The sequence below is a fragment of the Streptomyces coffeae genome (assembly GCF_016741875.1).
GTDB lineage: Bacteria > Actinomycetota > Actinomycetes > Streptomycetales > Streptomycetaceae > Streptomyces > Streptomyces coffeae.
Genome location: NZ_JAERRF010000050.1, coordinates 1 through 13,603, shown reverse-complemented (window position 1 = coordinate 13,603; position 13,603 = coordinate 1). Strand labels below are relative to the sequence as shown.

General features: G+C 68.9%; 14 protein-coding genes. 9 read left to right on the top strand and 5 right to left on the bottom strand.

Annotated elements, in window-relative coordinates; translation table 11 throughout:
- Positions 1-73 precede the first annotated feature (73 nt).
- Positions 74-2,743 (top strand): ABC transporter ATP-binding protein/permease, encoded by a 2,670-nt coding sequence (locus tag JK363_RS39390; RefSeq protein ID WP_201883107.1) that lies wholly within the window; start codon positions 74-76, stop codon positions 2,741-2,743.
- 162 nt (positions 2,744-2,905) lie between these two features.
- On the opposite strand, the gene JK363_RS39385 is transcribed toward JK363_RS39390, so the two are convergent.
- Positions 2,906-3,688, bottom strand: a complete 783-nt coding sequence (locus tag JK363_RS39385; protein ID WP_201883103.1) for a transglycosylase SLT domain-containing protein — start codon at positions 3,686-3,688, stop codon at positions 2,906-2,908.
- Between the two features lie 445 nt (positions 3,689-4,133).
- Between JK363_RS39385 and JK363_RS39380 the strand changes: the two genes are divergently transcribed.
- The 3 genes from JK363_RS39380 (at position 4,134) to JK363_RS39370 (ending at position 6,389) form a co-directional block, all read left to right on the top strand.
- The gene (locus JK363_RS39380) at positions 4,134-5,291 is read left to right on the top strand and encodes a GAF domain-containing sensor histidine kinase (protein WP_201883098.1); all 1,158 of its coding nucleotides are present in this window, start codon (positions 4,134-4,136) and stop codon (positions 5,289-5,291) included.
- Positions 5,284-5,934, top strand: a complete 651-nt coding sequence (locus JK363_RS39375) for a response regulator (RefSeq protein WP_201883097.1) — start codon at positions 5,284-5,286, stop codon at positions 5,932-5,934. Before JK363_RS39380 ends, JK363_RS39375 begins: the two co-directional genes overlap by 8 nt.
- A gap of 218 nt (positions 5,935-6,152) precedes the next feature.
- Entirely contained in the window at positions 6,153-6,389 is a 237-nt protein-coding gene (locus JK363_RS39370) for a chaplin (RefSeq protein WP_201883096.1), read from the top strand.
- A gap of 116 nt (positions 6,390-6,505) precedes the next feature.
- Here the strand turns inward: JK363_RS39370 and JK363_RS39365 are convergent, their stop codons facing one another.
- Positions 6,506-7,309 carry an Rv1486c family protein gene (locus JK363_RS39365; protein ID WP_201883094.1) on the bottom strand — a complete coding sequence of 268 codons (804 nt, stop codon included), beginning with the start codon at positions 7,307-7,309 and terminating at the stop codon, positions 6,506-6,508.
- 109 nt (positions 7,310-7,418) lie between these two features.
- On the opposite strand from JK363_RS39365, the gene JK363_RS39360 reads away from it, so the two are divergent.
- From JK363_RS39360 to JK363_RS39350, 3 genes are all read left to right on the top strand, one after another.
- Positions 7,419-8,210: an ABC transporter ATP-binding protein gene (locus JK363_RS39360; RefSeq protein WP_201883092.1), complete on the top strand. Its 792-nt coding sequence runs from the start codon at positions 7,419-7,421 to the stop codon at positions 8,208-8,210.
- A gap of 82 nt (positions 8,211-8,292) precedes the next feature.
- Positions 8,293-8,718, top strand: a complete 426-nt coding sequence (locus JK363_RS39355) for an NfeD family protein (RefSeq protein WP_201883090.1) — start codon at positions 8,293-8,295, stop codon at positions 8,716-8,718.
- A gap of 150 nt (positions 8,719-8,868) precedes the next feature.
- The gene (locus JK363_RS39350) at positions 8,869-9,828 is read left to right on the top strand and encodes an SPFH domain-containing protein (RefSeq protein ID WP_201883088.1); all 960 of its coding nucleotides are present in this window, start codon (positions 8,869-8,871) and stop codon (positions 9,826-9,828) included.
- A 90-nt stretch (positions 9,829-9,918) separates the two neighbouring features.
- On the opposite strand, the gene JK363_RS39345 is transcribed toward JK363_RS39350, so the two are convergent.
- Together JK363_RS39345 and JK363_RS39340 are read right to left on the bottom strand one after the other, a co-directional pair.
- On the bottom strand, positions 9,919-10,422 hold the full coding sequence (locus JK363_RS39345) for an HNH endonuclease (protein ID WP_201883086.1): 504 nt from the start codon (positions 10,420-10,422) through the stop codon (positions 9,919-9,921).
- Positions 10,423-10,526: 104 nt separating this feature from the next.
- Positions 10,527-11,066, bottom strand: a complete 540-nt coding sequence (locus JK363_RS39340; protein WP_201883083.1) for a YbhB/YbcL family Raf kinase inhibitor-like protein — start codon at positions 11,064-11,066, stop codon at positions 10,527-10,529.
- A gap of 276 nt (positions 11,067-11,342) precedes the next feature.
- On the opposite strand from JK363_RS39340, the gene JK363_RS39335 reads away from it, so the two are divergent.
- Positions 11,343-11,660, top strand: coding sequence for a barstar family protein (locus JK363_RS39335; protein ID WP_236076505.1), 318 nt, complete (start codon positions 11,343-11,345; stop codon positions 11,658-11,660).
- 94 nt (positions 11,661-11,754) lie between these two features.
- On the opposite strand, the gene JK363_RS39330 is transcribed toward JK363_RS39335, so the two are convergent.
- The gene (locus JK363_RS39330; protein WP_201883079.1) at positions 11,755-12,537 is read right to left on the bottom strand and encodes a sporulation protein; all 783 of its coding nucleotides are present in this window, start codon (positions 12,535-12,537) and stop codon (positions 11,755-11,757) included.
- Positions 12,538-12,706: 169 nt separating this feature from the next.
- Here JK363_RS39330 and JK363_RS39325 point away from each other — a divergent pair, with 169 nt between their 5' ends.
- Entirely contained in the window at positions 12,707-13,369 is a 663-nt protein-coding gene (locus tag JK363_RS39325; protein ID WP_201883077.1) for a DNA-3-methyladenine glycosylase, read from the top strand.
- Positions 13,370-13,603 lie beyond the last annotated feature (234 nt).

The following is a 13,603-nucleotide window of genomic DNA, read 5'->3' as shown; positions in this document are numbered from 1 at the left end:
TCCTCACGATGTTCGCCATCCCTAGACTCCTTGTGCAGACTTCCTGCGCCTGGGGTAGCTCGGGGGACAAGTAGTGGGGCATGGAGTGCCGGAACTCGTATTGGAATTGAACGGACAGACCTGGACACTTGATCCGTCCAGGTCGTACAGCGTGGGGCGGGACCCACAGGGCGACATGGTGCTGGACGACGCGAGAGTCTCCTGGCGGCATGCCACCGTGCGGTGGGGCGGGCGCAGTTGGGTCATTGAGGACCACGGCAGTACCAACGGCACCTATGTGCAGGGCCAGCGCATTCAGCAGCTGGAGATCGGCCCCGGGTCGGCCGTCCATCTGGGCAACGCGACCGACGGTCCCCGGATGAGCCTCTCCGGTGGCGGGGCGGCCGCCGCCCCGGCGGGCGGCTCGGGCGCCTACGGCCAGCAGCAGGCCGCGATGGGCATGCCCCAGCAGGCCCAGCAGCCTCCGGCTCAGCAGCCGCAGCCTGGCCCCGGCTGGCCGCAGCAGGGCGGTCAGCAGCCGCCCCAGGGCTGGCAGCAGCCGCAGCAGCATCCTCAGGCTCCGCCGCAGCAGCAGCCGTTCATCCCGCAGCAGCAGGCCCCGCAGCAGGTGCCTCACCAGCAGGTACCGCCGCAGCAGCAGTCGGCCCCGCGGCCCCAGGCCCCGCAGGACGGCCTTGCGCAGCAGGCCCCCGGTTCCGGCCCCGCCGGTCCGGACGGCGCCGCGCCCGCTCAGGGCGACCGCAGCCCGACCACCTTCCACCAGGTGGCCGTCGGCCGGGTGATGCGCATCGGCCGTTCGCTGGAGAACGAACTGGTCGTCTCCGACCTCCAGGTCTCCCGTCACCACGCGGAGTTCCGGGCGCTGCCCGACGGCCGCTTCGAGATCCGCGACCTCGGCAGCCACAACGGCACCTACGTCAACGGCCAGCCGGTCCGGCAGCAGATCATCGGCCCGGCCGACACCGTCGGCGTCGGTCACTCCACCTTCCGGCTGGTCGGCGACCGCCTCGAGGAGTTTGTCGACACCGGTGCGGTCTCCTTCTCGGCCCGCCATCTGACGGTCACGGTCGACGGCGGCAAGCAGATCCTCAAGGACGTCTCCTTCGGCGTCCCCGAGAAGTCCCTCGTCGCGGTCATCGGCCCGTCCGGCTCCGGTAAGTCCACGCTGCTCAAGGCGCTCACCGGTTACCGCCCGGCCAACCAGGGTGATGTCCTCTACGACAACCGGAACCTCTACAAGCACTTCGCCGAGCTGCGGCAGCGCATCGGCCTGGTGCCGCAGGACGACATCCTGCACAAGGAGCTGACCGTCCAGAAGGCTCTGCGGTACGCGGCCAAGCTGCGGTTCCCCGGTGACACCGCGGAGGCCGAGCGCGAGGCCCGGATCGACGAGGTGCTGCGTGAGCTGAAGCTGGACATCCACCGGGACAAGAAGGTCACCTCGCTCTCCGGCGGTCAGCGCAAGCGGGTCTCGGTCGCGCTGGAGCTGCTCACCAAGCCGTCGCTGATCTTCCTGGACGAGCCCACCTCGGGCCTCGACCCGGGCATGGACCGCGATGTCATGCAGCTGCTGCGCGGTCTGGCCGATGACGGCCGCACCGTGCTGGTGGTCACCCACTCGGTCGCCGAGCTGGCGCTGTGCGACAAGCTTCTGGTGATGGCGCCGGGCGGTTCGGTCGCCTACTTCGGCCCGCCGGACGAGGCGCTCAACTTCTTCGGCTACGACACCTGGGCGGACGTCTTCTCCGCGTTCGAGAACTACCGCGACTACGACTGGGCGGGCCGCTGGCGCGGTTCGCAGCACTACCAGATGTACGCCGCGGATCTGGACTCGGTCGCCCCGCAGTCGGTCCATGTCCAGCCGCCGCCGACCCGGATGCAGAAGCCGCAGAGCTGGGGATCCCAGCTGTGGACCCTGATGCGCCGCTATCTGTCGGTAATCGCCTCCGACAAGGGCTTCATGGGGCTGATGGTGATCCTGCCCGCCGTGCTGGGTTCGGTGAGCGTGGTCATCCCCGCGAAGTTCGGCCTCCAGTTCGCGCCCAAGGGCTCGTTCAACCAGGCTGCCGGGACGATCCTGCTGATCCTCATGGTCGGCATGTGCTTCACCGGAGCGGCCAACTCCGTACGAGAACTGATCAAGGAACGGGTGATCTACGAACGGGAACGGGCGGTCGGCCTGTCCCGCTCCGCGTATCTGATGTCCAAGGTGATCGTGCTCGGCGTGATCACGGCCCTCCAGGGCGTCATCATCTGCGCGATCGGCCTCTCCACGCGCGAGCTGCCCGAAGAGGGGCTGCTGATGCCGCCGGCCGCCGAACTGTGCCTGGCCGTCATCGCGATCGGCTTCACCTCGATGATGTTCGGCCTGGTCATCTCCTCGCTGGTGAAGACCGCCGAGAAGACCATGCCGCTGTTGGTCATGTTCGCCATCGTCCAGGTGGTCTTCACCGGCGTGCTGTTCAAGATCTTCGATTCGCCGGGCGTCGAGCAGTTCGCCTGGCTGATGCCGTCCCGCTGGGCGGTCGGCGCGGCCGGAGCCACCCTGGACCTGGGCCCCGGCGCCGGTCACATGATGGCGCCGTGGGACAGCAAGAAGCCCAATGACCTGGACCCGCTGTGGGAGCACACCACCACGCAGTGGGGGATCGACATGGCCGTGCTGATCATCCTCGGTGTCCTCTGCGGCATCGCGGTCGCGCGGCTGCTGCGCCGCCACGAGCCGGAGGTCATGCGCAAGTAGCAGGGAGCCGCGGTCCGTACGACCGCGGCCCCGGTACCGCGCCCGGACATGTCCGAAGGGCGGCGGCACCCCTCGCACACAGAGGGTGCCGCCGCCCTTCGGCGTTTATGCGGGCGTTCATGCGCCGGACGTCATACGCCGGGCTCGGTACGTGCCGTCGGCTCAGTACGGGCCGTTGACGTTGTCCATGGAGCCGTACCGGTCGGCCGCGTAGTTGCAGGCGGCGGTGATGTTCGCGATCGGGTCGTAGACGTCCCAGGAGGTGCCTTCGACGTGGTACGCCTGGAAGGTCGGGGCTATCACCTGGAGCAGACCCTTGGAGGGCACGCCGTTGATGGCGTTGATGTCCCAGTTGTTGATGGCGCGCGGGTTACCACCGGACTCACGGATGATGTTGCGGTGGATGCCGTTGTAGCTGCCGGGGATGCCCTTCTCCTTCATGATGTCGAGGGACTCCCGGATCCACCCGTCGAGGTTGTTCGGGTACTCCTTCTTCTTCTCCTTGGCAGCCTCGGCGACCGGCTTGGCGCGCCCGGCGGAGCGGCTCGCGGCCTCCTTGGCCTCGCGCTCCTTGGCGGCCTTGGCCTCGGCGGCCTTCGCCTCCGCGGCCTTCGCGTCCGCAGCCTTCTTCTCGGCGGCCTTCTTCGCGGCAGCCGCCTCAGCCTTCTTCGCGGCCTCTTCCTCAGCCTTCTTCTCGGCGGCCGCGTCCTTGGCCTCCTTGGAGGCCAGCGCGGACTGCCTCTGGAGGGTGTCCTGCTGAGCCTTGTGCGAGTCCCAGGAAACCGACTTGGCCGGCAGGTCCTGAGCGGTCGTCGTAGCGTCGGCGTCGCCGCCGGGGACAACGGCGAAGGCGAGCGCTGCGGCACCCGCGGCGGCAATACCGGCGGCGGAGTACTTGTGCGTCTTGGTCAGTCGGTTGTAACCGGGGATGCTGGGGAGGGGCATGGCGGAGTAGACCTCTTCCAATCGCTTCGTGTCGCAGGCCGAATCGGCGCCTGGTGCGCCGTTTCTCGATCTACGGCGCCGCGCGACTGGGAAATTCTTAGCGGTCGCAAAAACTTGTGGCAAAGGTGTGACATACGATGCTCCTTAGTGGATACGTAGACCTTCCCTGCCGGGGTGAGCGGCCGTACTCCCCGCTCATGCCGCTTTAAAACATCCACTAACCTGGTTCGTAAGTGATATAAGTCCTGTGTCAGGGCTCACATTGCGGACCCTCTCATATGGCGCGGTGTGCCCGCGCAAATGCGCAGGGTGTTTGCTTTTTCCGACCGCATTTCAGCCCCTTCGGCGGCTTCCTGTGCGCCGTTCGCCCTAGGGTCGAGGTCTTGATCGATGGCCGACGACCGGCCGATACGGCCCCCGGCGAGCCGCCGGTACGGTGAGCCCCATGACTGACGGAGCGGGCGGTGGAGCCGGGGCGGGGCTGGCCTGTATCAGCAGTGCGCTGCTCGCCATGAGCAGGCACCTGGAAGTCCGAGATGTCCTAAAGACGATCGTTGTGTCTGCGCGTGAGCTACTGAATGCGGAGTACGCCGCCCTGGGGGTTCCGGACGACCATGGGGGTTTTGCCCAGTTCGTAGTAGATGGGGTCAGTGAGGAGCAGTGGAAGGCCATCGGGCCGCTGCCGCGCCAGCACGGGATCCTCGCCGCGATGCTCAAGGACGCCACCCCACAGCGGCTGGCCGATGTCCGTCGGGATCCGCGCTTTGAGGGCTGGCCCAGTGCGCATCCGGACATGTCGGACTTTATTGGACTTCCTATTGCGGATGGGGACGAAGTTCTCGGCGCGCTCTTTCTCGCGAACAAACGGTGTCCCAAGCCGGAAGGCAGCTGCGGTTTCACCGAGAGTGATGAGGAGCTGCTCGGCATCCTGGCCCAGCACGCCGCCATTGCGCTCACCAACGCACGCCTCTACGAGCGCAGCCGCGAGCTGACCATCGCCAGGGAGCGCGCCCGGCTCGCCCACGACCTGCACGACGCCGTCTCCCAGAAGCTCTTCTCGCTCCGGCTGACCGCCCAGGCCGCCACGGCCCTGGTCGACCGGGACCCGTTCCGCGCCAAGGAAGAGCTCCACCAGATCACGCTGCTCGCCGCCGAGGCCGCCGACGAGCTGCGCTCCGCCGTCGTGGAGCTGCGCCCCGCCGCCCTCGACGAGGACGGCTTGGTGGCCACCCTCCGTACCCAGGTGCAGGTGCTGGACCGCGCCCACTCCGCCTGTGTCACCTTCTCCTCACAGGGAGTGCGGGCGCTCCCCGCCGCCCAGGAGGAGGCGCTGCTGCGGGTGGCCCAGGAGGCCCTGCACAACGCGCTGCGCCACGGCGACGCCAAGAACGTCGGGGTCTCGCTCACCCGGCACGGCCAGGGCGCCCGGCTGCGGGTGAGCGACGACGGCAGCGGATTCGACCCCTCGGCCATCCGCCGCGCCGGACGTCATCTCGGCCTGGTGTCGATGCGCGACCGCGCCGCGGGGGTCGGCGGCACCATGACCGTGGACTCGGCGCCCGGCAGGGGCGCCGTGATCGAGATGGAGGTGCCCGGTGGCTGAGCCGGCACACACGATCCGAGTGCTGCTCGTCGACGACCACCAGGTGGTGCGGCGCGGGCTGCGCACCTTCCTCGAGGTGCAGGACGACATCGATGTGGTGGGCGAGGCGTCCAACGGGGAGGAGGGCATCGCCCGCGCCGAGGAGCTGCGCCCCGACATCGTCCTCATGGACGTGAAGATGCCCGGCGTCGACGGCATCCAGGCCCTGCGTACCCTGCGCGACCTCGACAACCCGGCCCGGGTGCTGGTCGTCACCAGCTTCACCGAGAAGCGCACCGTCGTACCCGCCCTGCGCGCGGGCGCTGCGGGCTATGTCTACAAGGACGTGGACCCCGAGGCGCTCGCGGGCGCCATCCGCTCCGTCCACGCCGGGCATGTGCTGCTCCAGCCCGAGGTGGCACTCGCCCTGCTCTCCCAGGAGGAGAACGGCGGCGGCCAGGGGCGCGGCGGGTCGCTCACCGAAAGGGAGCGCGAAGTGCTCGCGCTGATCGCGGATGGCCGGTCCAACCGGGAGATCGCTCGTGCGCTCGTCCTGTCCGAGAAAACCGTCAAGACGCATGTCTCCAACATCCTGATGAAACTGGACCTCGCCGACCGTACCCAGGCCGCGCTGTGGGCGGTTCGGCATGGGATCGGAGCATGAATAGATCATTTATGACTGAACTCAAAGCATCGGCTTACGCATTCAGACTGCTCCTGGGCTGATCTGACGCTGATACAGAAATGCCGTCGTTTGGTGCGGGATTCATACCGTCGTGTGTATGTCACCCGAACAGCGCAACTTGATCGGCCGCGCAACGTTCTCCACGGCGTACTGCGGAGTTCCACCGCGGTGACGCGCTTATGGAGGGTTTTACAACAGTGAAGAACATCAAGAAGCTCGCGGCCATCACCATCGCTGCCGGCGGTCTCGCCATGGCCGGTGCCGGTGTCGCCTCCGCCGACACCCCCCAGGCCGACGGCGGAGCTGCGATGTCCCCCGGAGTCGTCTCCGGCAACAATGTCCAGGCGCCGGTCCACGTCCCGGTGAACGTCTGCGGCAACACCATCACCGCCGTCGGGGCGATGAACGCCACCATGCCGAGCCCCTGCATGTGACCACGGTCCGCCGCGCCCGCGCGTGACGTACCACCGGCCGACCCCGGAGGCATCGCCTCCGGGGTCGGCCCCTTGTGCTTTCCGCTGGTGCTTCCGTGCCGGGCCGACCGCGGCGGTCAGGAACCGCCGCGCTCCCGCTCCTCCACATACGCGTTGTACGCGGCCACCTGCGCCCGCCGCGAGGTGCGCTCCACCGGCCGCAGCGCCTCGGCCCGCGCCGCCATCTCCGATGCGCTCACCGCCCCGCCGTGCTCCTGGCCGTCCCCGCCCGCCGCATACGCGATGCCGATCAGCGCCCCCACCCGCTGCGCCAGCTCCAGCACCCGGATCGCCCTCGGCGGATAGCCCGGCGCCAGCACCTCCCGCCCCCGCTGGGCCCGCGCCCGGTACGCCTCCAGAGCCGCCTGGGCGACCGGGCCCGCCCCGGCCACATTCAGCCGCGACAGCACCTCGGTGGCATCCCGCAGCGCCTCCGCGAGCTCCCGCTCGGCCTCGCCCAGCGACGGCACATCCGCGGGCGGCGCCTCCCGCACCGGCAGACAGTGCCAGACCACCTCGACATGCTGGTCGCCCTCGGGGCCCACCGCGGTCACCTCGGGCACCAGACCGAGCGCCACCCCGGTGGCGATCACCGCCTCGCCCGCGTCGAGCGCCTGGGCGTTGAATTCCGGCGGACCGCTCAGCCCCAGCGGATGCCCGGCTATCGGCAGCGCCACCCGCAGCCCCTTGGCCCCCAGCGCCCGCAGCCGCCCCAGCGCCAGTGTGAGACCGACCGCACCGGACTCCCCGGGAAGCCCGGTGACTCTGTGCGACGCGTCCTCGCCCGCGATCCGGTGCGCGGCCTCATCCGGTGAGACAAGTCCGGCAAGAAGGGCATTTCCCCAGGCCGCAAGGCGCCCTGAACGTGGTTCATCGAGCATGGCACCAGCCTAGGGACTGGTACCGACAATGCGTGGCGTAGGTTTTCCCTGGGGGCTGCGCCCACAGGCGTACGCGACACTCGATACTGCAATGGGAGACAACGCGCTCATGAGCGATGTTCTGGAGCTGGTGGACGTATCCGTGGTCCGCGACGGTCGGGCTCTGGTGGACGAGGTCTCCTGGTCGATCAAAGAGGGGGAGCGCTGGGTGATCCTCGGCCCCAACGGGGCCGGCAAGACCACTCTCCTCAACGTCGCCTCCAGCTACCTCTTCCCGAGCGCCGGCACCGCCACGATCCTCGGCGAGCGGCTCGGCGGCGTCGATGTCTTCGAACTGCGCCCGCGCATCGGCATGGCGGGCATCGCCATGGCCGAGAAGCTGCCGCGCAAGCAGACCGTCCTGGAGACCGTCCTCACCGCCGCCTATGGCATGACCGCCCACTGGCACGAGGACTACGACGCCATCGACGAGAGCCGCGCCCGCGCCTTCCTCGACCGGCTCGGCATGACCGAGTACCTCGACCGGAAGTTCGGCACCCTCTCCGAGGGCGAGCGCAAGCGCACACTGATCGCCCGCGCCATGATGACCGACCCCGAACTGCTGCTGCTCGACGAGCCCGCGGCCGGTCTCGACCTCGGCGGCCGGGAGGACCTCGTCCGCCGCCTCGGCCGGCTCGCCCGCGACCCGTACGCCCCCTCCATGATCATGGTGACCCACCATGTCGAGGAGATCCCCCCGGGCTTCACCCATGTGCTGATGATCCGCCAGGGCAAGGTGCTGACCGCGGGCCCCGTCGAGACCGAGCTGACCTCCCGCAACCTCTCGCGCTGCTTCGGCCTCCCGCTGGTCGTGGAGACCAACAGCGGCCGCTGGACCGCGCAGGGTCTGCCGCTGGCCTGATGTCCGCCCCCTGCGCCGGGTGTGCCTCCGGTAATTGATCTGTGCCCTGTCCCCGGTCGGGCCCGGCAACTACCATGAACGCGTGGATCCGTGGGTGTGGTGGCTGATCGCCGCCGTAGGTCTGGGCATTCCGCTCGTGCTGACCGCGATGCCCGAGTTCGGGATGGTCGCCGTCGGCGCGGTCGCCGGTGCCATCACCGATGCGCTCGGCGGTGGTCTGGTCCTCCAGGTCGTCGTGTTCTGCGCCGTTTCGGTCGCGCTGGTCGCCGTGGTGCGGCCGATGGCGGTCCGCAGCCGCCGTCAGCAGCCCGGACTGCGCAGCGGTGTCGATGCGCTGAAAGGCCGTCAGGCGGTGGTCCTGGAGCGCGTCGACAGCAGCGGCGACGGCCGGATCAAACTGGCCGGTGAAGTCTGGTCGGCCCGTTCGCTCGACCCCGACCAGACGTATGAACCCGGCCAGCAAGTCGATGTGGTGGAGATCGACGGTGCCACGGCCGTCGTCATGTAGCCGCCGTAGCCACCGGGTCCTGCCAAGAGCTGAGCGCCCCCCGGTTGAGCTGCGGACTCGACCGCCGATCTGACAGACTCCACCCTCGAGAACCACCAGACCTGATCATCCCGACCAACCAGTCACGCATGAAGGGCACGGGGAGCCGCTGTGGAACCGATCATCATCGTCCTGATCATCCTGGTGGTGCTCGTCTTCATCGCACTGATCAAGACGATCCAGGTCATCCCACAGGCCAGTGCCGCCATCGTCGAGCGCTTCGGACGCTACACCCGCACCCTCAACGCGGGCCTGAACATCGTCGTCCCGTTCATCGACTCCATCCGCAACCGGGTCGATCTGCGGGAACAGGTCGTGCCGTTCCCCCCGCAGCCGGTGATCACCCAGGACAACCTGGTCGTGAACATCGACACCGTCATCTACTACCAGGTGACCGACGCCCGCGCCGCCACCTATGAAGTGGCCAGCTATATCCAGGCGATCGAGCAGCTGACCGTCACCACCCTGCGGAACATCATCGGTGGCATGGACCTCGAGCGCACCCTGACCTCCCGTGAGGAGATCAACGCGGCGCTGCGCGGCGTCCTCGACGAGGCCACCGGCAAGTGGGGCATCCGCGTCAACCGCGTCGAGCTCAAGGCGATCGAGCCGCCGACCTCCATCCAGGACTCGATGGAGAAGCAGATGCGCGCCGACCGTGACAAGCGCGCCGCGATCCTCCAGGCCGAGGGTGTCCGGCAGTCCGAAATCCTGCGCGCCGAAGGTGAGAAGCAGTCCTCCATCCTCCGCGCCGAGGGTGAGGCCAAGGCCGCCGCACTGCGCGCCGAGGGCGAGGCCCAGGCGATCCGTACGGTCTTCGAGTCCATCCACGCGGGAGACCCGGACCAGAAGCTGCTCTCCTACCAGTACCTCCAGATGCTGCCGAAGATCGCCGAGGGCGACGCCAACAAGCTCTGGATCGTGCCCAGCGAGATCGGCGACGCGCTCAAGGGACTCGGCGGTGCCATCGGCAACTTCGGCCCGATGACCGGTGGTGGCAACGGTGGCGGTGCTTCCACCGCCACCGGCAAGGAGCCCGCCCCGCGCCGCGAGCAGCCCACGATCGAGTGAAACGCCGAGGGGCCAACCCACCGCCGCAAGCGATGAGTTGGCCCCGCGGCCCGCGATGGGCGTACGACCGCGGTGTGGACCCCGGCCACGTCAGGCGGGCAGCGCCAGCCACTCCGGCAGCCCGTCCCGCTCCGCCGCCCCCAGCGCCAGCAGCAGCGCATCCGAAGGCGTCGGCTCGAACGGGGCCTTGAGCAGCCGCATCCCCGCCTGCTCCGGAGTCCGGTCCGCCTTGCGGTGGTTGTCCTCGGCACACGAGGCCACCGTATTCAGCCAGGTGTCCCCACCTCCGCGCGACCGCGGCAGCACATGGTCCACGGTCGTCGCCCGGCGGCCGCAGTACGCGCACCGGTGCTGGTCCCGGACCAGCACCCCGCGCCGCGACCACGGCGCACGTCTTCGGAACGGCACCCGTACGTAGCGGCAGAGCCGGATCACCCGTGGAACCGGAAGATCGACATCAGCGGCCCTGAACCGCAGCCCGGGATGGGCGTGTTCGACGACGGCCTTGTCCTGGAGCACCAGCACCACGGCACGCCGCAGCGTCACCGTCGCCAGCGGCTCGAAGCTCGCGTTCAGAACCAGCGTCTCGCGCATCCCGACCACCCCCGCATCCCGGTGTCCCGGCCCGCCGCCGACATGGGCGGGCCGGGATCAACTCTGGCCGGGAGCACGGCCGAGGACAACGCAATTTCGCCGCGTCAGCCCGCGGCCGGCACCTCGTACTCACCGATCAACTGGGCCCGCCCCAGCGTGTGGAAGCGCAGATTGAAGCCGACCACCGCCGGCGACACCTCGGCGTCCGGCCCCAGCTTCTCGGAATCCACCGCGTAGACCGTGAACACATAGCGGTGCGGACCGTCCCCGGGCGGCGGCGCGGCCCCGCCGAAGTCCCGGGTGCCGTAGTCGTTGCGCACATGCACCGCACCCGCGGGCAGTCCCGGGAAGTCACCGTTGCCCGCACCGGCCGGCAGCTCGGTGATATGCGCCGGGATGTCGAAGAGCACCCAGTGCCAGAACCCGCTGCCCGTGGGCGCGTCCGGGTCGAAGCAGGTGACGGCGAAGCTCTTCGTCCCCTCCGGGAACCCCTCCCAGCGAAGGTGCGGAGAGGTGTTCCCCTTCGCCGCCAGCTGAGCCGGTTTGAGGGTGCCCTGTGGCTCCACATCGTCGCTCACCACCGTGAACGACGGCACCTGCGGATGGAAGTCGTGGGGGAGCGGGTGCCGCTTCTGCTCGGACACGTCGAAACCTCCTGAGAGTCGCGCTGGATCAGCTGCCCGGCCAGCCTAGGCCCTGTTCGGTGGGTCTTTGAGGAGCAGCCCGCGGCGTCTGGTGCGGTGACTCGCAAGGCGGAGGATCGCCCTCGTACTGGGCGTACTCGGGCGACTCCGACAACGCGGCCGGGGGCACCTCCCAGCGGTAGCCGGGGGCGCGGTGCCAGGCGTCGCGGGCCCGATAAGACCCGCCGGACAGGGCCTAACGAGATCGACACCCGCGAGGCTGGCACCATGGCGGCCATGACCGGCCCGACCCCCGCCCTCTCGCTGAACCTCGACGGTGTGTCCGACAAGGACGGCCTTCTCCTCCGCTGCGCCCAGGACCTGCGGTTCCCCGACTGGTTCGGGCACAACTGGGACGCACTCGCCGACTGCCTCACCGATCTGTCCTGGTGGGGCGAGGCCGGTGGCTTTCTGCTGCACGTCCGGGGCTGGTCGGCCTTCCGGGAGGCGGCTCCCGAAGCAGCCGCCATCGCCTCGGACATCCTGGCCGACACGGTGGCGTACTGGGCCGCCCGCGGCACCCCGATGACCGTGCACTGCGCCGACGCGCCCTGAGCACCGACGGCCCCGGCAAACGCGCGGGGCGCGCACCGAAACAGCTTCGGCGCACGCCCCACGACGGACAGACGGTCCGGAAGGACCCGACGGCTCAGAGCCAGCTGCGCTTGCCGCCGACCTCGGCGAGCCACTGGTTCAAGTAGGCGGACCAGTCGGTCTCCTGGAAGGACGACAGGTTCATCGTGAACGACCGGTAGGAGTCGCTGCCCTCGGTGAACAGCCCCGGCTTCTTGTCCATCTCCAGCACGACGTCCATCTCGCGGTCGTCAGCGACGAAGGACAGCTCCACCTGGTTCAGGCCCCGGTACTGCTCCGGCGCGTAGAACTCGATCTCCTGGTAGAACGGCAGCCGCTGACGGGTCCCGCGGATGTGACCGCGCTCCAGGTCGGCGCTCTTGAAGCGGAAGCCGAGGGCGCCGAAGGCGTCCAGGATCGCCTGCTGAGCCGGGAGCGGATGCACATTGACCGGGTCCAGGTCACCGGAGTCCACCGCACGCGCGATCTGGAGCTCGGTGGTCACACCCACGTTCATCCCTGACAGATGACGGCCCAGGAACATGGTCACCGGGGTCTCCCACGGGATCTCCAGGCCGAACTGCACCGTGTGCACGCCGCCGGCCTGGACCTCGAACGCCCCGCCCAGCTGCTGCCGGGTGAACTCGATGTCCTGCTTGTACTCCTGGTCGTTGCCCTCCACCTCGACCCGCGCCTGAAGGCCGACGGAGAGTCCCTCGATCTGCTGCGCGACCGAGCCGCCCTGGATCCGGACCTCGCCCTGCACGATGCCACCCGGAACGACGTTCTCCTCGGTCAGCACCGTCTCCACCGAGGCGCCACCGGCACCGAGACTCGCGAGCAGCTTCTTGAAGCCCATGTTCTCCCTCTCAAGGACACGACACCGTGCCCTCACTCGATCGCAGTCGATCCCTGTTGAACCCTAAGCACGCGAAACAGCCATGGGCGGTTCCGCGGGATCTACCCTTCCAGCGGACTGGTCCGGCTCCAACCACCGGTAGATATCTGTTCCACTACGCTCGGGCCGCGTGACAGCAGGACCTGACCGTATGCCGCTCAGCCGGAGCTTCTTCGACCGCCCCGTCCTCGAGGTCGCCCCGGACCTCCTCGGACGCGTCCTGGTACGGCGCACCCCCGACGGACCGATCGAGGTACGGCTGACCGAGGTCGAGGCATACGCGGGGTTCGCCGACCCCGGCTCGCACGCCTACAAGGGCCGCACCGAGCGCAATGCCGTGATGTTCGGACCCCCGGGTCATGCGTACGTCTACTTCACCTACGGCATGTGGCACTGCCTGAACCTGGTCTGCGGTCCGGAGGGCACCCCGAGCGGGGTGCTGCTGCGCGCGGGCGAGGTGCTGCACGGCCATGAGCGGGCGCATCAGCGACGGCCGAAGGCCCGTAACGACCAGGAACTGGCCAAGGGTCCGGCCCGGCTGGCCACCGCCCTCGGGGTCGACCGCCGGCTGGACGGCACGGATGTCTGCGCGGGTCCCGACGCCCCGATGGAGATCCTCAGCGGTCGGCCCGCCCGGCCCGAGCAGGTGCTGAGCGGACCCCGGACGGGCGTCGGCGGCGAGGGCGCCACCCACCCCTGGCGCTTCTGGATCGACGGCGAACCATCGGTCAGCCCGTACCGGGCCCACACCCCGCGTCGCCGGAGTCCGACGAGTCGTCAGGTGGGAACTTGACTCCGAACCGCCGGACGCCTAACGTAGCCCGAGCCGCTTGAGACGGGCAGCTCTGTCATCACGACCAGCGGGTCGGATCGGAGCAGCCCCGGAGCGGCCAACCACTACCGATGATTCCCATAACAGGGGTCTCTTTTCGCTGTGCGAAATTATGGCCTGGGACTCCGATTAGGAGCCCGAAGGGAAATCAGCTAAAGTAGTGGACACAGCGAAGGGAAGCGCCCGGAGAAACCG

What these genes read in the sequence shown, in the direction of transcription:
- JK363_RS39385 (WP_201883103.1), bottom strand. Translation starts at nt 3,688, where the DNA reads ATGCCCCTCCCCAGCATCCCCGGTTACAACCGACTGACCAAGACGCAC.
- JK363_RS39380 (WP_201883098.1), top strand. Translation starts at nt 4,134, where the DNA reads ATGACTGACGGAGCGGGCGGTGGAGCCGGGGCGGGGCTGGCCTGTATC.
- JK363_RS39365 (WP_201883094.1), bottom strand. Translation starts at nt 7,309, where the DNA reads ATGCTCGATGAACCACGTTCAGGGCGCCTTGCGGCCTGGGGAAATGCC.
- JK363_RS39360 (WP_201883092.1), top strand. Translation starts at nt 7,419, where the DNA reads ATGAGCGATGTTCTGGAGCTGGTGGACGTATCCGTGGTCCGCGACGGT.
- JK363_RS39345 (WP_201883086.1), bottom strand. Translation starts at nt 10,422, where the DNA reads ATGCGCGAGACGCTGGTTCTGAACGCGAGCTTCGAGCCGCTGGCGACG.
- JK363_RS39335 (WP_236076505.1), top strand. Translation starts at nt 11,343, where the DNA reads ATGACCGGCCCGACCCCCGCCCTCTCGCTGAACCTCGACGGTGTGTCC.
- JK363_RS39330 (WP_201883079.1), bottom strand. Translation starts at nt 12,537, where the DNA reads ATGGGCTTCAAGAAGCTGCTCGCGAGTCTCGGTGCCGGTGGCGCCTCG.